14 protein-coding genes are annotated in these 19,865 nt (G+C 73.6%); 11 read left to right on the top strand and 3 right to left on the bottom strand.

The genetic code is table 11. From position 1 onward, the window contains the following. The first annotated feature begins 117 nt into the window (after positions 1–117). The 6 genes from ABZ719_RS24305 to ABZ719_RS24280 all read left to right on the top strand — a co-directional run bounded on the left by ABZ719_RS24305 (position 118) and on the right by ABZ719_RS24280 (position 7,646). Positions 118–2,922, top strand: a complete 2,805-nt coding sequence (locus ABZ719_RS24305; RefSeq protein WP_366727286.1) for a DNA translocase FtsK — start codon at positions 118–120, stop codon at positions 2,920–2,922. Positions 2,923–3,321: 399 nt separating this feature from the next. After that, complete coding sequence (locus tag ABZ719_RS24300; RefSeq protein WP_366727285.1) at positions 3,322–4,167, top strand: RodZ domain-containing protein; 846 nt, start codon at positions 3,322–3,324, stop codon at positions 4,165–4,167. Positions 4,168–4,305: 138 nt separating this feature from the next. Next, on the top strand, positions 4,306–5,778 hold the full coding sequence (gene rimO, locus ABZ719_RS24295; RefSeq protein ID WP_366727284.1) for a 30S ribosomal protein S12 methylthiotransferase RimO: 1,473 nt from the start codon (positions 4,306–4,308) through the stop codon (positions 5,776–5,778). Continuing rightward, positions 5,775–6,617 (top strand): CDP-diacylglycerol--glycerol-3-phosphate 3-phosphatidyltransferase, encoded by an 843-nt coding sequence (gene pgsA, locus ABZ719_RS24290; RefSeq protein ID WP_366727283.1) that lies wholly within the window; start codon positions 5,775–5,777, stop codon positions 6,615–6,617. Before rimO ends, pgsA begins: the two co-directional genes overlap by 4 nt. Further along, positions 6,614–7,159, top strand: a complete 546-nt coding sequence (locus tag ABZ719_RS24285) for a CinA family protein (protein WP_366727282.1) — start codon at positions 6,614–6,616, stop codon at positions 7,157–7,159. The genes pgsA and ABZ719_RS24285 overlap by 4 nt, the downstream gene beginning before the upstream one ends. Before the next feature lie 109 nt (positions 7,160–7,268). Then, on the top strand, positions 7,269–7,646 hold the full coding sequence (locus ABZ719_RS24280; protein WP_037856860.1) for a helix-turn-helix transcriptional regulator: 378 nt from the start codon (positions 7,269–7,271) through the stop codon (positions 7,644–7,646). A 1,095-nt stretch (positions 7,647–8,741) separates the two neighbouring features. Here the strand turns inward: ABZ719_RS24280 and ABZ719_RS24275 are convergent. Together ABZ719_RS24275 and ABZ719_RS24270 are read right to left on the bottom strand one after the other, a co-directional pair. Continuing rightward, positions 8,742–9,602, bottom strand: coding sequence for a DNA-formamidopyrimidine glycosylase family protein (locus tag ABZ719_RS24275; protein WP_366727281.1), 861 nt, complete (start codon positions 9,600–9,602; stop codon positions 8,742–8,744). 267 nt (positions 9,603–9,869) lie between these two features. Continuing rightward, the gene (locus ABZ719_RS24270; RefSeq protein ID WP_366727280.1) at positions 9,870–14,846 is read right to left on the bottom strand and encodes an ATP-dependent helicase; all 4,977 of its coding nucleotides are present in this window, start codon (positions 14,844–14,846) and stop codon (positions 9,870–9,872) included. A gap of 109 nt (positions 14,847–14,955) precedes the next feature. Between ABZ719_RS24270 and ABZ719_RS24265 the strand changes: the two genes are divergently transcribed. From ABZ719_RS24265 to ABZ719_RS24255, 3 genes are read left to right on the top strand one after another with little or no spacing between them, the layout of a single operon-like run. Next, positions 14,956–15,951 (top strand): AraC family transcriptional regulator, encoded by a 996-nt coding sequence (locus ABZ719_RS24265; RefSeq protein ID WP_366727279.1) that lies wholly within the window; start codon positions 14,956–14,958, stop codon positions 15,949–15,951. After that, complete coding sequence (locus ABZ719_RS24260; RefSeq protein WP_366727295.1) at positions 15,849–16,706, top strand: AzlC family ABC transporter permease; 858 nt, start codon at positions 15,849–15,851, stop codon at positions 16,704–16,706. Before ABZ719_RS24265 ends, ABZ719_RS24260 begins: the two co-directional genes overlap by 103 nt. Beyond that, complete coding sequence (locus tag ABZ719_RS24255) at positions 16,703–17,011, top strand: AzlD domain-containing protein (protein WP_366727278.1); 309 nt, start codon at positions 16,703–16,705, stop codon at positions 17,009–17,011. The genes ABZ719_RS24260 and ABZ719_RS24255 overlap by 4 nt, the downstream gene beginning before the upstream one ends. 18 nt (positions 17,012–17,029) lie before the next feature. Here the strand turns inward: ABZ719_RS24255 and ABZ719_RS24250 are convergent, their stop codons facing one another. Then, positions 17,030–17,974, bottom strand: coding sequence for a hypothetical protein (locus tag ABZ719_RS24250; protein WP_366727277.1), 945 nt, complete (start codon positions 17,972–17,974; stop codon positions 17,030–17,032). Between the two features lie 80 nt (positions 17,975–18,054). Between ABZ719_RS24250 and ABZ719_RS24245 the strand changes: the two genes are divergently transcribed. Beyond that, entirely contained in the window at positions 18,055–18,249 is a 195-nt protein-coding gene (locus ABZ719_RS24245; RefSeq protein WP_037856847.1) for a DUF3046 domain-containing protein, read from the top strand. Between the two features lie 60 nt (positions 18,250–18,309). Beyond that, the gene (locus ABZ719_RS24240) at positions 18,310–19,656 is read left to right on the top strand and encodes an AI-2E family transporter (RefSeq protein WP_366727294.1); all 1,347 of its coding nucleotides are present in this window, start codon (positions 18,310–18,312) and stop codon (positions 19,654–19,656) included. The last annotated feature ends 209 nt before the right edge of the window (positions 19,657–19,865 follow it).

Genomic DNA, 19,865 nt, shown 5'->3' with positions numbered 1-19,865 from the left:
CGCCGTCCCGCAGGCCGGGTGAGGCCTGGTCAACTGCCGACCGCCCAGGCGCGACACGAACGGGTGAAGCACTGGCCACACGTGTCCGGCGTCGCCCGCGACGGTAATCTCGCACCTATGGCCTCACGTCCCTCCGCAGCCAACAAGCCGCCCGCGAAGAAGGCGGCTGCTTCCGCGAAGGCTCCGGCGAAGAAGGCCGCCGCGAAAAAAGCCCCGGCCAGGAAGGCCGCCGCCAAGAAGGCTCCCGCCCGCAAGGCACCGGCCAAGAAGGCCGCGGCGAGCAGGCCCGCGCCCCGGCCCGCACCGAGCCCCACCGGGGGCGTGTTCCGTCTCGTGCGCGCCCTCTGGCTCGGCCTCGCGCACGCCGTCGGCGCCGTCTTCCGCGGCATAGGGCAGGGCGCCAGGAACCTCGACCCCGCGCACCGCAAGGACGGCATCGCCCTGCTGCTGCTCGCCGTCGCCCTGATCGTCGCCGCGGGCACCTGGGCCGACCTGCGCGGCCCCGTCGGTGACCTGGTCGAGATCCTCGTCACCGGCGCGTTCGGCCGGCTCGACCTGCTGGTGCCGATCCTCGTCGGGATCATCGCCGTGCGCTTCATCCGGCACCCCGAACAGCCCGAAGCCAACGGCCGTATCGTCATCGGCCTGTCCGCGCTCGTCCTGGGCGTGCTCGGCCAGGTGCACATCGCCTGCGGCTCGCCCGCCCGCAGCGACGGCATGCAGGCGATAAGGGACGCCGGCGGCCTCATCGGCTGGGGGGCGGCGACCCCGCTGACGTACTCCATGGGCGAGGTGCTCGCCGTACCGCTGCTGGTGCTGCTCACCGTGTTCGGTCTGCTGGTCGTCACCGCCACCCCCGTCAACGCCATCCCGCAGCGGCTGCGGCTGCTCGGCGTGAAGCTGGGCCTGCTGCCCGACCCGGAGGACGAAGAGGACGCCGAGTACCCGGCGTACTCCGAGGACGACGCGCGTTACGACGAGCAGTGGCGCCAAGCGCTGCCCGCGCGCCCCCGCAGACGTCAGAACGCCCCCCAGGAGCACGACCCCGAGCAGGCGGAGCAGGAGGCGCTGGCCAAGCGGCGCGGCCGGCCCCGGCGTTCCGCCGTACCGCAGCCCGACATGGAACGGCAGCTGGACGCCGTGGACGTGGCGGCCGCCGCTGCCGCCGCGCTCGACGGTGCCGTGCTGCACGGCATGCCGCCCTCGCCCGTCGTCGCCGACCTCACCCAGGGCGTCAGCGTGGGCGACCGCGCCGAGACCCCCACCCCGACCCCGGTCCCCTCCGCGCGCCCCGAGCGGGATGTTCCGGTCGCGCCCCCCAGGACCGAGGCACCGGCGCGCAAGGAGCCCGAGAAGCCGCTCGCCGGGGTTCCCGACCTCACCAAGGCCCCGCCCGCCGAGACCCGGGACCTGCCGCCGCGCGCCGAACAGCTCCAGCTCTCCGGCGACATCACCTACTCCCTGCCCGTGCTGGACCTCCTGGAGCGCGGCGGCCCCGGCAAGGCGCGCAGCGCCGCCAACGACGCCATCGTGGACGCGCTGACCAACGTCTTCACCGAGTTCAAGGTCGACGCCCGGGTCACCGGCTTCACCCGCGGTCCGACGGTCACCCGCTACGAGGTGGAGCTCGGCCCGGCCGTGAAGGTCGAGCGGATCACCGCCCTGACCAAGAACATCGCGTACGCCGTCGCCAGCCCGGACGTGCGCATCATCAGCCCGATCCCCGGCAAGTCGGCGGTCGGCATCGAGATCCCCAACACCGACCGCGAGATGGTCAACCTCGGTGACGTGCTGCGCCTGGCGGACGCGGCCGAGGACGACCACCCGATGCTGGTCGCGCTCGGCAAGGACGTCGAGGGCGGCTACGTGATGGCCAACATCGCGAAGATGCCGCACATCCTGGTGGCCGGCGCGACCGGCTCCGGCAAGTCGTCCTGCATCAACTGCCTGATCACCTCGATCATGATGCGGGCGACACCGGAGGACGTCCGCATGGTCCTGGTCGACCCCAAGCGCGTCGAGCTGACCGCCTACGAGGGCATCCCGCACCTGATCACGCCGATCATCACCAACCCCAAGCGGGCCGCCGAGGCGCTGCAGTGGGTGGTCCGCGAGATGGATCTGCGCTACGACGACCTGGCCGCGTACGGCTTCCGGCACATCGACGACTTCAACGCGGCCGTGCGCAGCGGCAAGGTGAAGTCTCCGGAGGGCAGCGAGCGCGAGCTGCAGCCGTACCCGTACCTGCTGGTGATCGTGGACGAGCTGGCCGACCTGATGATGGTGGCGCCGCGGGACGTCGAGGACGCGATCGTGCGCATCACCCAGCTCGCCCGCGCGGCCGGCATCCACCTGGTGCTGGCCACCCAGCGGCCCTCGGTCGACGTCGTCACCGGCCTGATCAAGGCCAACGTGCCCTCCCGGCTCGCGTTCGCCACCTCCTCGCTCGCCGACAGCCGCGTCATCCTCGACCAGCCCGGCGCCGAGAAGCTGATCGGCAAGGGCGACGGGCTCTTCCTGCCGATGGGGGCGAGCAAGCCGACCCGGCTGCAGGGCGCCTTCGTCACCGAGGCCGAGGTCGCGGCCGTCGTCCAGCACTGCAAGGACCAGATGACGCCGGTCTTCCGGGACGACGTCGTCGTCGGCACCAAGCAGAAGAAGGAGATCGACGAGGACATCGGTGACGACCTCGACCTGCTGTGCCAGGCCGCCGAACTGGTCGTCTCCACGCAGTTCGGGTCCACGTCCATGCTCCAGCGCAAGCTGCGCGTCGGCTTCGCCAAGGCCGGCCGGCTCATGGACCTGATGGAGTCGCGGAACATCGTCGGCCCCAGCGAGGGGTCCAAGGCGCGGGACGTGCTGGTGAAGGCCGACGAACTGGACGGCGTGCTGGCCGTGATCCGGGGCGAGAGCGAGGGATAGACGGGCCGACTCGCGGAAAGGGCACCCGATCGAGGGACGGATCACCGGACCGGGGGGCGGATCGCCGGGCGGGCGGATTCGGGGCCGGTTCGAGGGGTAGGCGCCAGGGACGTCCGCCGGGGCCGACGGCCGCCCGGCGGACGCGGCGCCGCGGGCCGCACGGGTGGGCCGTGATCCACCCGTTAGCCCACGGCGGGCAACCCTTTCGCCTGGCCGTACGTCAAGTTGAGCGAGACACCCGGTGCGGGCGGCACCAGCGCTCCCGCACCCTGTCCCACCGTCGGATCGTCCGGCCATTCCGATGGCGTACAAAGTACCGCCGCCGGGTCGCTCCACCCTTTGGCACACCCCTAGACTGAACCTCCAGCACAGGCGGCTACACGCTCGAAAGGCGCCCCCGTGTCCATCGGCAACTCCCCTGAAGACGAGCGTCCGTTCGAAGACGTTTCCGAGGAAGCCCGCCCCTCCATCGGCCGAGTCCTCAAGGACGCCCGGCTCGCCGCCGGGCTGACCGTCGACGAGGTCAGCACCGCCACCCGCGTCCGTGTCGCCATCGTGCACGCCATCGAGTCCGACGACTTCGCCCCCTGCGGAGGGGACGTCTACGCGCGCGGGCACATCCGCACCCTGGCGCGCGAGGTGCACCTCGACCCCGCCCCGCTGCTCGCCCAGTACGACGCCGAACACGGTGGGCGTCCCGCGCCGACCCCCGCCGCCCCGCTCTTCGAGGCGGAACGTATCCGCCCGGAACGGCGCGGCCCCAACTGGACCGCCGCCATGGTCGCGGCGATCGTCGTCGTCATCGGTTTCGTCGGTTTCACCGCCTTCAAGGGCGGCGACAGCGGTGACAGCAGTGCCAAGGCCCAGGCCGCCGAGGGCTCCACGCCGAGCACCAGCACCCCGGCCTCCCCCCGCCCGAAGCAGACCAAGCCCGCCGCCCCGAAGCCCGCTCCTTCCGACAGCGCCATCGCCGCCGCACCCCAGGACAAGGTGACCGTCCAGGTCAGCGCGCCCAACGGGCGCAGCTGGATCTCCGCCAAGGACCACAACGGCCGCATGCTCTTCGACGGACTGCTGAACAAGGGCGAGTCCAAGACCTTCCAGGACAGCACGAAGATCAACGTGATCCTCGGCGACGCCGGCGCGGTCCAGCTCTACGTCAACGGCAAGAAGATCGAGGACCAGTTCCAGCCGGGCGCCGTGGAACGCCTCACGTACACCAAGGGTGACCCCCAGATCGGGTGACCGGAGGCCCGCAGGCCGGGCGGCCCAAGGGGCCGGCCGGTGCGGCGGGGCCCGGGCAGGCAGGTGGTGAAGGGGTTGGCCAAGATCGGCCAACCCCTTCGACGTGGGGTGTCGGCCGGACAAAGTAGTCTTGAGCCCATGCCTGAACGCCGTACCGTCGCACTCGTCACTCTCGGCTGCGCCCGTAACGAGGTGGACTCGGAGGAGCTCGCAGGCCGTTTGGAGGCGGACGGCTGGCAGCTCGTCGAGGACGCCGCGGACGCCGATGTCGCCGTCGTCAACACCTGTGGCTTCGTGGAAGCCGCCAAGAAGGACTCCGTCGACGCCCTCCTGGAGGCCAACGACCTCAAGGACCACGGCAGAACGCAGGCCGTCGTCGCGGTCGGCTGCATGGCCGAGCGGTACGGCAAGGAGCTCGCCGAGGCCCTCCCCGAGGCCGACGGCGTGCTCGGCTTCGACGACTACGCCGACATCTCCGACCGTCTGCAGACCATCCTCAGCGGCGGCATCCACGCCGCGCACACCCCGCGCGACCGCCGCAAGCTCCTGCCGATCAGCCCGGCCCAGCGCCAGGAGGCCGGCGCGGCCGTAGCCCTGCCCGGCCACGGCCCCGCCGACCTGCCCGAGGGCGTCGCCCCGGCGTCCGGACCCCGCGCGCCGCTGCGCCGCCGCCTCGACGGCGCCCCGGTCGCCTCCGTCAAGCTCGCCTCCGGCTGCGACCGGCGCTGCTCCTTCTGCGCCATCCCCTCCTTCCGCGGCTCCTTCATCTCCCGCCGCCCCAGCGACGTGCTGAACGAGACGCGGTGGCTGGCCGAGCAGGGCGTCAAGGAGATCATGCTGGTCTCCGAGAACAACACCTCCTACGGCAAGGACCTCGGCGACATCCGCCTGCTGGAGTCCCTGCTGCCCGAGCTGGCGGAGGTCGACGGCATCGAGCGGGTGCGGGTCAGCTACCTGCAGCCCGCCGAGATGCGCCCCGGTCTCATCGACGTCCTCACCTCCACCCCGAAGGTCGCCCCCTACTTCGACCTCTCCTTCCAGCACTCCGCGCCCGACGTACTGCGCGCCATGCGCCGCTTCGGCGACACCGACCGGTTCCTGGAACTGCTCGACACCATTCGCTCCAAGGCGCCGCAGGCCGGTGTCCGCTCCAACTTCATCGTCGGTTTCCCCGGCGAGTCGGAGGCCGACCTGGCCGAGCTGGAGCGGTTCCTGAACGGCGCGCGGCTCGACGCGATCGGTGTCTTCGGCTACTCCGACGAGGAGGGCACCGAAGCGGCCACGTACGAGAACAAGCTGGACGAGGACGTCGTCGCCGAGCGGCTGGCACGTGTCTCACGGCTCGCAGAGGAACTCGTCTCCCAGCGCGCCGAGGAGCGGGTGGGCGAGACGGTGCGGGTACTCGTCGAGTCCGTGGACGCGGAGGACGGCGTGTCCGGCCGGGCCGCGCACCAGGCACCGGAGACCGACGGCCAGGTGCTGCTCACCGACGGCGAGGGCCTGGTCCCCGGCCGTATGGTCGAGGCGAAGGTGGTCGGCACGGCGGGCGTCGACCTGGTGGCCGAGCCGCTGACCGGGTCGCTCGGACGGAGTGAGGAGGCGGGCAGATGACCGGAGTCCCGGCATCCGCGGCGGGCGGCTCCTCCGGCGCGCGGCCGGCGGCCAAAGGAGCGGCCGCTCGCCGCCCCGGTGCGGACGGGACCGTGAACGCTGCCGGAAAGCCCGGCGGCTCCGGTGGCTGCGACGGCCCCGGTGACGTGACGTCCGGTGCCACGGCCTCCGGCGGAGCCGGGGGAGCGGTCCTGGAGCAGGACGACGGGAGGCCCGCGCGCGGCGGCAAGATCACGGCCGCGGCCGTCAACCAGGCCAGCGTGTGGAACGTCGCCAATCTGCTGACCATGCTCCGGCTGCTGCTGGTGCCCGGCTTCGTCGCCCTGATGCTGGCGGACGGGGGATACGACCCGGCATGGCGGTCCTTCGCCTGGGCCGCCTTCGCCGTCGCCATGATCACCGACCTGTTCGACGGACATCTGGCGCGCACGTACGACCTCGTCACCGACTTCGGGAAGATCGCCGACCCCATCGCCGACAAGGCGATCATGGGAGCGGCGCTCATCTGTCTCTCCGCTCTCGACGACCTGCCCTGGTGGGTGACCGGGGTGATCCTCGGCCGGGAACTGGGGATCACCCTCCTGCGTTTCCTGGTCATCCGCTACGGGGTCATCCCCGCCAGCCGGGGCGGCAAGCTCAAGACGCTCACGCAGGGCGTGGCCGTGGGGATGTACGTCCTGGCGCTGACGGGCTGGCTCGCCACCCTCCGGTTCTGGGTGATGGCGGCGGCCGTGGTGCTGACCGTCGCGACCGGACTGGACTATGTGAAACAGGCCATTGTGCTGCGCAGGCAGGGAATCGCCGAGCGCCGGGCCGCGTTGAAGGAAACGGAAGCGTGAGTTCGAGGGCCGCCGAGGTCGTGGAACTACTGACGGTGAGGGGCGAGACGCTCGCCGTCGCGGAGTCGCTGACCGGTGGCCTGGTGGCCGCGGAGATCACCGCGGTGCCGGGTGCGTCCAGGGTCTTCCGCGGCTCGGTCACCGCCTACGCCACGGAGCTGAAGCACCGGCTCCTCGGCGTGGACGCCACTCTGCTGGCCGAGCGCGGAGCGGTGGATCCGCAGGTCGCGGCCGAGATGGCGGCCGGAGTGCGCGAGGCCCTCGGTGCGGACTGGGGCATCGCGACCACGGGAGTCGCCGGCCCCGACCCCCAGGACGGGCAGCCCGTCGGGACGGTCTTCGTGGCCGTGGACGGGCCGCACGGGCCGCGGAACCAGGCGCCGCGTGGCGGGAAAACGGCCGCCCTGCGGTTGAACGGCGGCCGGGCGGACATTCGTATGGAGAGTGTACGGAGCGTACTCGCACTGCTTCTTGAGCAGATCGCGGGCGAACAGACCGGAAATGAGCGGGCACAGGATACGGAACGGAACGGGGGGTTTTGATGTTTGCAGCCCTGAGTGAACACGACATCGCTCCCCGCACGGCCGCGTCGCGAGGCGGTACGGTGGGGCGTGAAGGATGCGGCTACGCGGTCCGAGGAGGGAGCCACCGATGATTCTGCTCCGTCGCCTGCTGGGTGACGTGCTGCGTCGGCAGCGCCAACGCCAGGGCCGTACTCTGCGCGAAGTCTCCTCGTCCGCCCGAGTCTCGCTCGGCTATCTCTCCGAGGTGGAGCGGGGGCAGAAGGAGGCTTCCTCCGAGCTGCTCTCCGCCATCTGCGACGCGCTGGACGTACGGATGTCCGAGCTCATGCGAGAAGTGAGCGACGAACTCGCCCTTGCTGAGCTGGCCCAGTCTGCTGCGGCCACCGATCACGTGCCCGCGCCGGTTCGCCCGATGCTGGGTTCGGTGTCGGTGACCGGTGTGCCACCGGAACGGGTGACGATCAAGGCGCCCGCCGCCGAGGCGGTGGACGTGGTCGCCGCGTGACGGTCACGTGCGCGTGAGCTGACGCATACGTCGCGAGGCCCCGGCCGGGGCTTCTCCGGGAGACCGGAGGAGTACGGCCGGGGCCTTCGTGCTGGGTGAGGGCCACGGGTGCCGCGCCGCGTCGCGCCCTGCTGTGCCAGACCGCGGGCCGGTGCCACCTTGAGCGCCTGTCGCGTTGCCGGTGCGCGGCGGTCCGGTGATGGTGGAGGCCGGGCAGGGTGCCGGTCGACCGGCGGCAGAGCGGAAGCAGCGTTCCACGGCCCCGGCGCGCCCTCCCGTAGGTGAGGGCTGTTCTGGTGGCGCGTCGGTTCGCCGGCGGGCGGCGTGGGGCTGGAGGTGGGTGCGTGGATGCGGACGCGGGGCCGATAGTGCGCCGGGGCGCCGCCCTGGCGCTCGGAGCGGTGTGGTGGTGGTCCGTGCTGCGCCTGGTGCTGACGGGCGGTGGGGGACTGCTGGAGGCGGCGGTCGCGGCGGGCGGTTGGGGGCTGAGCGTGCTGCCGCTGCACTGTGTTCGGGCGCCGCGCCGCTCCACGCGCCTCGATGCCTCCCACGACGGCGCGATCCCGGAAGCCCCCACCGGCCTCGACGACCGCACCGACCGCCCTGACGCCCGCGGTGGCCTCGACGGCCACTCTGTCGGGCGCGGTGGTCTCGACGGCCTCGATGGGCCTGACAGGGGCGACGGGAGAGACGCCCCTGACGGTCACGACGGCCTTCGGGGCCTCGGCTCCCACGGGTCCCGACGGTCTCCACGGCAGGGCAGCGGAACGACGCCGAGCGGCACGGGTCCCGCTCCCGGGCCGCCGCCCGCCTCCGCCGGAACCGATGAGCCGGCTTCCGCCTCCGGCATGATCGGCGGGACGCTGCTCGGTGAGTCCCAGGGGTGACCCTACGGCCACGGCGGGCGCGCGCCGTCGGCCGAGGGGGGTGGCTGGCCGTTCGGGGCCTCGGAGGACTCGCTCCGGGCTCAGGGGGACCAGCGGGACCGGTGGGGCGAGGGGGACCTGTGGGGCGAGGGGGACCTGTGGGGCGATGAGGGCAACGGCGGGGAGGGGGCACGGGGAGGGCGAGGGGCGGACGGCACTTGACGTGGCGTCAGCGGTACGGGCGCGGATGCGAGTAACGGTCCCGCCACTTCTGCGGCGAACCCGGCGGCGGGGCCGGACCCGCCTGGCAGGCCGGGCACCAGTAGGTGGGGCGTTCCTGGGAGCCGTCGCCCTGGTCGGCGACGCGGACGGAGGTTCCACAGCGCAGGCAGGGGCGGGGCGCACGGCCGTAGACGAACAGGTCCTGGCTCCGCTGACCGCGCAGGCCCGTGGTCCGGCGGACCAGTCGGTCGCGGTTGACCTCCAGGAGACGCTGGGCCAGGGCGGGCAGCTGCGCCGCGCGGTCGGCGGGCAGGGCGCCGACGGGCAGCCACGGGGTCACGCCGAGCAGGAAGCACAGCTCGCTCTTGTAGACGTTGCCGATTCCGGCGAGGTTGCGCTGGTCGAGCAGGGCCTCGCCCAGCTCGCGGGACGGTTCGGCGAGCAGGTTGGCCAGGGCCAGGGCCGGGTCCCAGTCGGGGCCGAGGAGGTCCGGGCCGAGGTGGCCGACGGCCCGCTCCTCCTCGGTGCTGCGCAGCAGTTCCAGTACGGGGAGGCGGTAGCCGACGGCGGCGCGGTCGGCGGTGGTGAGGACGGCCCGGATCTGGTGGGCGGGGCCGCCCTTCCATCGTTCGCCGCTGCCGTAGACCTTCCAGGCACCCTCCATCCGCAGGTGCGAGTGCAGGGTGACGCCGCCCTCGAAGCGGGTGAGCAGGTGTTTGCCCCGCGAGACGGTGCTCAGCACGGTCCGTCCGGCCAGGTCGGTCGTGGCGTACTTCGGCACCCGGAAGTCGCTGCGGGTCAGCACCTTGCCCGCGAGCGCGTCGTGCAACCGCCTCGCGGCCTGCCAGACCGTGTCACCCTCGGGCATGCGTCAAGGGTGACATGGGGGTGAGCCTTCCGGCTGTGGCTGTGGCTGTGGCTGTGGCTGTGGCTGGGGCGGGGGCTGTGACGGGGCGGTGCGGGTTTCCGGCTGTGGGCGCACGCCCGGCCCCGTGTGGTCTGCGGTCGTCCGGTCGTTGTCGGGGGCCGCGGTCCTGCGGTGCCGTTCCGCGGCGCCCGGTGTGGGGCGCCGGGCGCCGGGCATGGGGCGCTGTGTGGGGTGCCGGACGTACGGTCGGCGGCCGTCCGGTTCCGGTCATACGCGCAGACGCAGTCCGCGCGGGGTCGCGATGAAACCCGCTGCTTCGAGCAGGGTGCCCAGGGGAGAGGTCAGCGCGGAGACGCCGTTGATCCGCTCCACCGTGACGGTGCCCAGGGAGCCCGCCCGGGCTGCCGCGGCCAGGCCTTCGGCGGCCTCCGCCAGACGGGGATCCTCGCCGGCCGCGGAGGGCCCGGCGCCGGGGTCGGCGGGCCAGGCCAGCAGGGTCTTGCCGCCGCGCTCCATGTAGAGCGTCAGTTCACCGTCCACGAGGACCACCAGGGAGCCGGCCTTGCGTCCCGGCTTGTGCCCGGCACCGGTCGGCGGCTCGGGCCAGGCCAGGGCGGCACCGTAGGCGTTCGCGGGATCGGCCGCCGCGAGCACGACCGCCCGGGAACCGGCTGGGACGTCATGGCCACCGCCTCGCCGGCTGCCGGGACCCGTGCCGTACGCGAAGGAGTGCGCGCCGCCTCTGGGGCCGCCGCGGCCCGGATCGGCGAGGTCCGAGGGCGAGGGGTGGTCCCCGGGGAAGAGGCGACCGGTCGCCGGCCAGTCCAGCTCCGGTTGTCCGCCGGACCGGCCCAGGTCCGCGCCCGGGCCCGCCGTGCCGAAGCCGTCGTAGGGGAAAGGATCCGCGTCGGGCAGCGGGCCGTGCCCGGCCCGTCCGGCCGGGGGCGGTCCGAAGCCGTCCGGGCCGCCGGTGTCGAACCCCGGGCCGGGCAGGCCCTCGCGCCGCTCCCGGGCGCTCGCCACGGCACGGAGACGGTCGACGGCGCCGTCCATCGCGAACTGCGCGGCGCCCAGCCCCTCCACGACGTACCCACGGCGGGCCTGGCCGCTGTCCTCGAAAGCGGAAAGGATCCGGTACACGGCGGAGAAACCGCCCTCGACGCCCTCCGCGGCCACCGCTCCCCGGGTGACCACGCCGTGCCGGTCGAGCAGTGTGCGGGCCAGGGCGTGGGCGCGGACGGTCGGGTCGTCCTCGCGCACCGGCAGCAGGGACCAGCGGCCGGCGACGGTCGGCGGGCCGCCGCGCGAGGCGGGACGGGCCGCGGCCGTCAGGGAGCCGTACCGTCCGCGCGGGACGGCGCGTTTGGCGCGGTGGGCCGTGGACCCGGCGGTGCGGCCCGAGCCGAGCAGGGCGCGCATCGGGGCGAGCGTGTCGTTGGTGAGCCGCCCGGACCAGGCGAGGTCCCACAGCGCATCGGCCAGTTCGGGGTCGGTGGCCTCGGGGTGGGTGGTCGCCCGGACCTGGTCGGCGATCTGGCGGAAGAACAGGCCGTAGCCGCCGGAGAGGGCGTCGAGGACGGACCTGTGCAGCGCGGTCGGCTCCAGCGGGTGCGGCGGCGGCAGGAGCAGCGGGGCCGCGTCCGCGAGGTAGAGCGCGACCCAGCCGTCCTTGCCCGGCAGCGCGCCCGCACCCGCCCACACCACCTCACCGGCCGCGGTGAGTTCGTCGAGCATGGACGGCGTGTAGCCCGGCACCCGGGAGGGCAGGACGAGCTTCTCCAGCGCGGACGCCGGTACGGAGGCCCCCTGCATCTGCTCGACGGCCCGTACCAGTCCGTCGACGCCGCGCAGCCCGTGTCCCTTGCCGATGTGCTGCCACTGCGGCAGGAACTGCGCGAGCGCGGCCGGCGGGACCGGCTCCAGTTCGTGCCGCAGCGCGGCCAGCGAGCGGCGCCGCAGCCGGCGCAGTACGGAGGCGTCGCACCACTCCTGGCCGATGCCCGCCGGGTGGAACTCGCCCTGCACCACCCGGCCCGCGGCGGCCAGCCGCTGCAGAGCGCCCTCGGTGACCGCCGCGCCCAGGCCGAGACGGGCCGCCGCGGCCGCCGATGTGAACGGGCCGTGCGTGCGGGCGTAACGGGCGAGGAGGTCGCCCAGGGGATCCTTGACCGGTTCGGTGAACGCCTCCGGGACACCGACCGGCAGGGCGGTGCCCAGTGCGTCGCGCAGGCGGCCGGCGTCCTCGACGGCGGCCCAGTGGTCGGCGCCCGCGATCCTGACCCGGATGGCGCGACGCCGGCCGGCCAGCTCCTCGGCCCAGCCGGGCTTCGCACCGCGCTCGGCCAGTTCCGCCTCGGTGAGCGGTCCGAGCAGCCGCAGGACGTCCGCGACCCCTTCGACGTCCTTGACCCGGCGGTCCTCGGTCAGCCACTGCAGCTCGCGTTCCAGCTCCGTCAGCACATCGGCGTCGAGCAGTTCCCGCAGCTCCGCCTGGCCCAGCAGCTCGGCCAGCAGCCGGGAGTCCAGGGAGAGCGCGGCGGCACGGCGCTCGGCCAGCGGCGAGTCGCCCTCGTACAGGAACTGGGCGACGTAACCGAAGAGCAGCGAGCGGGCGAAGGGGGACGGCTCGGGGGTGGTCACCTCGACGAGGCGGACCTTGCGGGACTCGATGTCTCCCATCAGCTCGGCCAGGCCCGGGACGTCGAAGACGTCCTGCAGGCACTCGCGCACCGCTTCCAGGACGATCGGGAACGAGCCGAACTCGCTCGCCACCTGCAGCAGCTGCGCGGCCCGCTGGCGCTGCTGCCACAGCGGGGTGCGCTTGCCCGGGTTGCGGCGCGGCAGCAGCAGCGCGCGGGCGGCGCACTCGCGGAAGCGGGAGGCGAACAGCGCCGAGCCGCCGACCTGGTCCGTGACGATCTGGTCGACCTCGCCCTTGTCGAAGGCGACGTCCGCGGCACCGACCGGGGCCTGCTCGGCGTCGTACTCCGCGCCGGTCTTCACGGGCTGCGCGTCGAGCAGGTCCAGACCCATGAGGTCGGCGTCGGGCAGGCGCAGCACGATCCCGTCGTCGGCGTGCATGACCTGCGCGTCCATGCCGTACCGCTCGGACAGGCGGGCGCCCAGGGCCAGTGCCCAGGGTGCGTGCACCTGGGCGCCGAAGGGCGAGTGCACGACGACCCGCCAGTCGCCCAGTTCGTCGCGGAAACGCTCCACGACGATCGTCCGGTCGTCCGGCACATGACCGCAGGCCTCGCGCTGCTCGGCCAGGTAGGCCAGCACGTTGTCCGCGGCCCATGCGTCCAGGCCCGCCGCGAGGAGCCGCAGCCGCGCGTCCTCGTCGGACAGGGCGCCGACCTCGCGCAGGAACGCGCCCACCGCGCGGCCCAGCTCCAGCGGGCGGCCCAGCTGGTCGCCCTTCCAGAAGGGAAGCCGGCCGGGCACCCCGGGGGCGGGCGAGACCAGGACCCGGTCGCGGGTGATGTCCTCGATGCGCCAGGAACTCGTGCCCAGGGTGAACACGTCGCCGACCCGGGACTCGTACACCATCTCCTCGTCCAGCTCACCGACCCGGCCGCCGCCCTTCTTGGGGTCGGAACCGGCGAGGAAGACCCCGAACAGGCCGCGGTCGGGGATCGTCCCCCCGGAGGTGACGGCGAGGCGCTGGGCACCGGGACGGCCGGTGACCGTGCCCGCCACGCGGTCCCACACCACGCGCGGGCGCAGCTCCGCGAACGCGTCCGAGGGGTAGCGGCCGGCGAGCATGTCGAGCACGGCGGTGAACGCCGACTCCGGCAGCGAGGCGAACGGCGCCGCCCGGCGGACCAGGGCGAGCAGGTCGTCGACCTGCCAGGTGTCCAGGGCCGTCATCGCGACGAGCTGCTGGGCGAGGACGTCCAGCGGATTGGCGGGCACTCTCAGGGACTCGATGGCACCGGAACGCATCCGCTCGGTGACGACCGCGGCCTGGACCAGGTCACCGCGGTACTTCGGGAAGACCACACCGGTGGAGACGGCGCCGACCTGGTGTCCCGCGCGGCCGACGCGCTGCAGGCCGGAGGCCACGGACGGCGGTGACTCGACCTGGACGACGAGGTCCACGGCGCCCATGTCGATGCCCAGCTCCAGGCTCGAGGTGGCGACGACCGCCGGGAGACGGCCCGCCTTCAGGTCCTCCTCGACGAGGGCGCGCTGCTCCTTGGAGACGGATCCGTGGTGCGCGCGGGCGATGACCGCCGGCGCGCCGTGCGCCGCGCCGGAGCCGCCCATCAGCTCGGCCGGGGAGTGGTGCTCGTCCAGGGGCTGTCCGGTGGCCCGCTCGTAGGCGATCTCGTTGAGCCGGTTGCACAGGCGCTCGGCGAGCCGGCGGGAGTTGGCGAAGACGATCGTCGAGCGGTGCGCCTGGACCAGGTCGGTGATCCGCTCCTCCACGTGCGGCCAGATCGAGGGCCGCTCGGCGCCGTCGTCGCCGTCGGCCGCCCGGGAGGCGCCCAGCTCGCCGAGGTCCTCCACGGGGACGACGACCGACAGGTCGAACTCCTTGCCCGAGGCGGGCTGGACGATCTCCACCTTGCGGCGGGGCGACAGATAGCGGGCGATCTCGTCGACCGGGCGGACGGTCGCGGAGAGACCGATGCGGCGGGCCGGTGCCGGCACCAGCTCGTCCAGGCGCTCCAGGGACAGCGCGAGGTGGGCGCCGCGCTTGGTGCCGGCCACCGCGTGCACCTCGTCCAGGATCACCGTCTCGACGCCGGTCAGCGCGTCGCGGGTGGCCGAGGTGAGCATCAGGAAGAGGGACTCGGGGGTGGTGATCAGGATGTCCGGGGGACGGGTGGACAGGGCGCGGCGCTCGGCGGCCGGGGTGTCGCCCGAGCGGATGCCGACCTTCACCTCCGGTTCGGGCAGGCCCAGGCGCACGGATTCCTGGCGGATGCCGGTGAGCGGGCTGCGCAGGTTGCGTTCCACGTCGACGGCGAGGGCCTTGAGCGGGGAGACGTACAGGACCCGGCAGCGCTTCTTCGGATCGGCGGGGGGCGGGGTGGAGGCGAGCTGGTCGAGGGCGGCGAGGAACGCGGCCAGGGTCTTGCCGGAACCGGTCGGGGCGACCACCAGGACGTCCGAGCCCGCGCCGATGGCCTGCCACGCGCCGGCCTGGGCCGCGGTGGGCGCGGAGAACGCCCCCGTGAACCAGCCGCGGGTCGCGGGGGAGAAGCCGTCGAGGGCTCGGTGTGCGTCGCTGACCATGCGTCCATCCTGCACCCGGCCACTGACAATGCGGGCTGACCTGGGCATTTGCCACGCCCTGAGAGGGGCGCGGGACGCGTCGCGGCCGGCGGCGACGGAGAATCGACGTATGGCGGAACGAGGCGAGGAACGGGCCCGGCACTGGCAGTACGAGGAACTGCCGGGTGTCGATCTGCTCCGTGCCCGCTACGTCCGCAAGGAGTTCGTACGGCACACCCACGAGCACTTCGTGATCGCCGCCATCGCCGAGGGCGTCGAGGTGTTCCACCACCGCGGGGCCGACCAGTACGCCGGGACGGGCGCCCTCGCGCTGGTCAATCCGGACACACCGCACACGGGCCGCGCGGGCGTGCCCGAGGGATGGCGCTACGGCGCGGTGTACCCGGCGCCCGCACTGGTGGCCGAGATCGCCGCGGAGACCACCACCCTCCGCGGGACGCCGGGTTTCGTGAACCCGGTGCTCGACGACCCCTACGCCGCCCACCTGGTGCACCAGGTGCTGCGCGCGGCGGACGAGGGGAACGCGCTCGCCGCCGACACGCTGCTGCGGGTCGCCGTGACCCGGCTGCTGCGCCTGAACGGCGGCGCCCTGCCCCAGCGCGAGGTCCGCACGGCGGGACACGGCATCGCGGCACGCGCGCGTGCCGTCCTGGAGGAGCGGATGGCCCGGCCGCCGACCCTGGAAGCCCTGGCGGCGGAGCTGGGGGCGAGCCCCTTCGCCCTGCTGCGGGCCTTCCGGGACGCCTACGGGATGCCGCCGCACACCTGGCTGACCGACGCCCGGGTGCGCCGGGCGCTGCGGCTGCTGGAGGCGGGCACCGCACCGGCCGCCGTCGCCGCGGCCGTCGGCTTCACCGACCAGTCCCACCTCAGCCGGCACTTCTCCCGGATCGTCGGCGTCCCCCCGGGCGCCTACCAGCGCGAGCGCAAGAACGTACAAGACGCACGGTCGCGCCTTCTCCTACCGTCCGGTGTGTGGCAGAAGAGACAGCTTGCGCAGACATACACGCCGGTCGCCGAGGGGCGGCCGGCGCGGACGGAGCCGGCGGGGGGAGACCGGACGCCGCCGTCGTCCGGGACGCCCTCGGGGTCGGGGTCGCCGTAGGACTGTCCGGGTTCGCCTTCGGGGTGACCTCGGCGGGCAGCGGGCTCACCCTGCTCCAGACCTGCGTGCTCAGCCTCCTGGTGTTCACCGGCGCCTCGCAGTTCGCCCTCGTCGGGGCGCTGGCCGCCGGGGGCAACCCGCTCACCGCCGCTGCGGGCGCCTTCTTCCTGGGGGTCCGCAACGCGTTCTACGGGCTGAGGCTCTCCCAGCTGCTGGCCCTCCCGCGCGGGGCGCGGCCCCTCGCCGCCCAGTGGGTCATCGACGAGACCACCGCTGTGGCCCTCGCCCAGCCCGGCAGGCGCAGCGCGCGGATCGGTTTCACCGTCACCGGGGCCACCCTCTACGTCCTGTGGAACCTCACCACGCTGCTCGGCGCCCTGGGAGCCGAGGCCATCGGGGACACCCGCGCGTGGGGTCTGGACGCGGCCGGGCCCGCCGTGTTCCTGGCCCTGCTCGCGCCCATGCTGAAGACCGCGACGGAGCGGGCGGTGGCCGCCGTGGCGGTGCTCCTCGGGCTCGGTCTGCTGCCCGTCCTGCCGGCCGGCGTGCCGGTCCTGGTGGCAGCCCTGGCCGCACCCGCCGTGCTCTACCTCGAGGGCCGCCGCAGGGGCGGCGCACAGAGCGGCGTACGGCCACGGAACGATGCGGGACCCCAGAACGGTGTACGGCCCCAGAGCGATGTACGGCCCCAGAGCGATGTACGTCCCCAGAGCGATGTACGGCCTCAGAACGATGTACGGGAGGAAGACCGGTGAACACCTGGACCGCGGTCGTCGTGACCGCACTCGGCTGCTACGCCGTCAAGCTCGCCGGGCTGCTCGTTCCGGCGGGAGCCCTCGAGCGGCCCCTGGTGCGGCGGCTCGCCGCGCTGCTCCCCGTCGCCCTGCTCGCCGCCCTCACCGCGCAGCAGACGTTCTCGGACGGACGCCTCCTCGTCCTGGACGCCAGGGCGGCGGGCCTGGCTGCCGCCGCCGTGGCACTGGTCCTGCGGGCACCCTTCCTGGTCATCGTCGCCGCTGCCGTGGTGGTGACCGCCGGGGTGCGGGCCATGGGCGGCTGAGGAGAGCACGGGGTGCCCTCAGCCGATGGCACGACCGTGGGCTCTCAGGGTGCGCAGGGCCTCGATCGTCGCCATGGACCGGGCCTCCAGGGCGGCACCGGGAGCCGATCGGCGGCGGGTGACCGGCCAGCCGCCGTCCTCCTGCTGCCGGGCGGCGAGGAGGTCGAGCGAACGCGCCATCTCCTCGTCGGTGAACCACGCGCGCGCGAGGGAGCCCGGTGTCCTCGCGAAGTCGTGCGGGAAGTGGTGCTCGCCCGGCGCATGGCCCGGAGCGGCCGGCCGGTCCTGGGGGCAGCCCGCGTCCAGGACCGCGAGCCGCTGCTCACGCACCAGGGCGCCCAGCCGGCCGGCGGCGGCCCGCGCGCGCGTGCGGTCGGGTACGGCGTCCAGGAAGGCGACGGCCGCCTGCACCTCGCAGGGGTGGGGCGTGCCGAGGGACTCGATCCGCTGCCAGCAGAAGTCGGTCGCCCGGAACAGCCAGGCGTGCCACACGTCGTTGCGGTGCAGCAGGCCGACCACCGGACCGGTGGCCGCCAGGTCGCCCGACGGGCCGTCCACCGCCGGCACGAAGGGGGCCGCCGGACCGTCGTACCCGCCGCGGCGGACCGCGGGGAGCGCGCCCTCCGGGGTGGACACGGAGGTCAGATAGCGGCACACGCGCTCCACACGCCGTCCGCCGCACCGCCCCAGGGCGTCCAGGACGTGCAGCGCGTGCGCGGTGTGCGGCGGCCGGCTGGCCGGACCGCGCAGGTCCGGCTCCAGGGCGTGGCCGTACCCGCCGTCGTCGTTGGCGTAGGCGTCGAGGGCGGTCTCCACGGGGTCCGCGTCGCCGTTCAGGAAGAGGTGTGCGAAGAGCCGCTGCTCCAGTACGCGCGCGGTGTGCCACACGAAGTGCTCCGCGCGGAGCAGCGGTGAGGCCGCCGGGGGCGGCGGGGAGTAGGTGAGGGCTCCTGTCTCGGCCATGGTTCAGACCGTAGGGTGCCCCACCGTGCGCGCAGGCCGTCCCGGCCGGGGGTCACTCCCAGGGGCGGGATACTGGGGGCATGCGGTTGACGGTCTTCTGGGAGCGGATGGCGGAGCACTTCGGTGCCGGGTACGCCGAAACCTTCGCACGCGATCACGTCATGTCCGAACTGGGCGGGCGCACGGTGCACGAGGCGCTGGCGGCCGGCTGGGAGGCCAAGGACGTCTGGCGCGTGGTCTGCCACGTGATGAACGTCCCAGGAGAAAGACGCTGACCGGTCACAAAGGCGGCCGGACCGTACGGGACTGTCGGTGGCGTGGGCGACACTGGCATGGTGGCACCCACTGACGAGTCCGGGCAGACGACCCCGCACACCACCCCGACCGGTACGACACCGCCTCCCCGGCCCCCCGCCGAGGGCGCTGCCCGGCCGACCGCGCGCATGCCGCGCTGGCTGCCCCGCGCCATGGTGCTCGCCCTCGCGCTCGTCGCAGCCTTCCAGTTCGGCAGCTGGGCCTTCCACCAGCTGACCGGCCTGCTGGTCAACATCCTGATCGCGTTCTTCCTGGCCCTGGCCATCGAACCGGCGGTGAGCCGCATGGCGGCCCGCGGCATGCGCCGGGGATTCGCCACCTTCCTGGTCTTCCTGGGCCTGACGATCGCCGTCGCGGGCTTCGTCACCCTGCTCGGGTCGATGCTCGCCGGACAGATCATCAAGATGGTCGAGGGCTTCCCCGAGTACCTCGACTCCGTCATCCACTGGGTCAACACGAAGTTCCACACCGACCTGCGGCGGGTCGACATCCAGGAAGGGCTGCTCCACTCCGACTGGCTGCGCAAGTACGCGCAGAACGGCGCCGCCGGTGTGCTCGACGTGTCCACCCAGGTGCTCGGCGGCCTCTTCCAGATGCTCACGATCGGTCTGTTCTCGTTCTACTTCGCCGCCGACGGGCCGCGGCTGCGCCGTGCCCTGTGCTCGGTGCTGCCGCCCGCCCGCCAGGCCGAGGTGCTGCGCGCCTGGGAGATCGCCGTCGACAAGACGGGCGGATACCTGTACTCGCGCAGCCTGATGGCGCTCGTCTCCGGGATCGCGCACTACGTCCTGCTCCAGGCCCTCGGCGTTCCGTACGCGCCCGTGCTCGGTGTGTGGGTGGGCCTCGTGTCGCAGTTCATCCCCACCATCGGCACCTATCTCGCGGGCGCCCTGCCGATGCTGATCGCCTTCACGGTCAACCCCTGGTACGCGCTGTGGGTGCTGATCTTCGTCGTGGTCTACCAGCAGTTCGAGAACTACATGCTGCAGCCCAAGCTGACCGCGAAGACCGTCGACATCCACCCGGCGGTCGCCTTCGGCTCGGTCATCGCGGGCACCGCGCTGCTCGGTGCCGTCGGCGCGCTGATCGCCATCCCGGCGGTCGCCACCCTGCAGGCCTTCCTCGGGGCGTACGTGAAGCGGTACGCCGTCACCGACGACCCCCGCGTCCACGGTCACCGCACCCGGGCCCCGGCACCGGGCCTGCGCACCCGCCTTCGACGGCTGTGGGCGGCGGAGCCCGCAAGGCCCCAGGAGGAGCCCGGTGCCGCCCGGCAGGAGTCCGGTACCGCGGCGGCGGTGGCCGGGTCCCGGACGGCGGGGGCGGGGGGCGCCGGGGTGGCCGAGGAAGGCGCCACCGGCGAGTGAACCGGCGGGGCCCCACAGGCTGAGGGCCGCCCGGACACCGGCGCCTACGACCGCTGCCGCCCAGACGCCGGCCGCGGCGGTGACGATCCGTCCGCGGACCTGCTCGTCCAGAACGGTGCGGGGCAGAGCGGAGCCGGTGCGGCCAGGCCGGAGAGGGCGAGCAGGAGGCCGGTCGTGTGGCACAGCCGTTCGACGGGGGCAGTGCTCGG

Source organism: Streptomyces sp. NPDC006743 (genome assembly GCF_040703815.1).
Lineage (GTDB): Bacteria > Actinomycetota > Actinomycetes > Streptomycetales > Streptomycetaceae > Streptomyces.
Note: the sequence above shows the minus strand (reverse complement) of the source record. Positions and strands in the feature narration are given on the sequence as shown.

Bases quoted from the DNA above. Each gene is read 5' to 3' on its own strand.
- ABZ719_RS24305 (WP_366727286.1), top strand. From the start codon at position 118: ATGGCCTCACGTCCCTCCGCAGCCAACAAGCCGCCCGCGAAGAAGGCG.
- rimO (WP_366727284.1), top strand. From the start codon at position 4,306: ATGCCTGAACGCCGTACCGTCGCACTCGTCACTCTCGGCTGCGCCCGT.
- pgsA (WP_366727283.1), top strand. From the start codon at position 5,775: ATGACCGGAGTCCCGGCATCCGCGGCGGGCGGCTCCTCCGGCGCGCGG.
- ABZ719_RS24280 (WP_037856860.1), top strand. From the start codon at position 7,269: ATGATTCTGCTCCGTCGCCTGCTGGGTGACGTGCTGCGTCGGCAGCGC.
- ABZ719_RS24275 (WP_366727281.1), bottom strand. From the start codon at position 9,602: ATGCCCGAGGGTGACACGGTCTGGCAGGCCGCGAGGCGGTTGCACGAC.
- ABZ719_RS24270 (WP_366727280.1), bottom strand. From the start codon at position 14,846: ATGGTCAGCGACGCACACCGAGCCCTCGACGGCTTCTCCCCCGCGACC.
- ABZ719_RS24265 (WP_366727279.1), top strand. From the start codon at position 14,956: ATGGCGGAACGAGGCGAGGAACGGGCCCGGCACTGGCAGTACGAGGAA.
- ABZ719_RS24250 (WP_366727277.1), bottom strand. From the start codon at position 17,974: ATGGCCGAGACAGGAGCCCTCACCTACTCCCCGCCGCCCCCGGCGGCC.
- ABZ719_RS24245 (WP_037856847.1), top strand. From the start codon at position 18,055: ATGCGGTTGACGGTCTTCTGGGAGCGGATGGCGGAGCACTTCGGTGCC.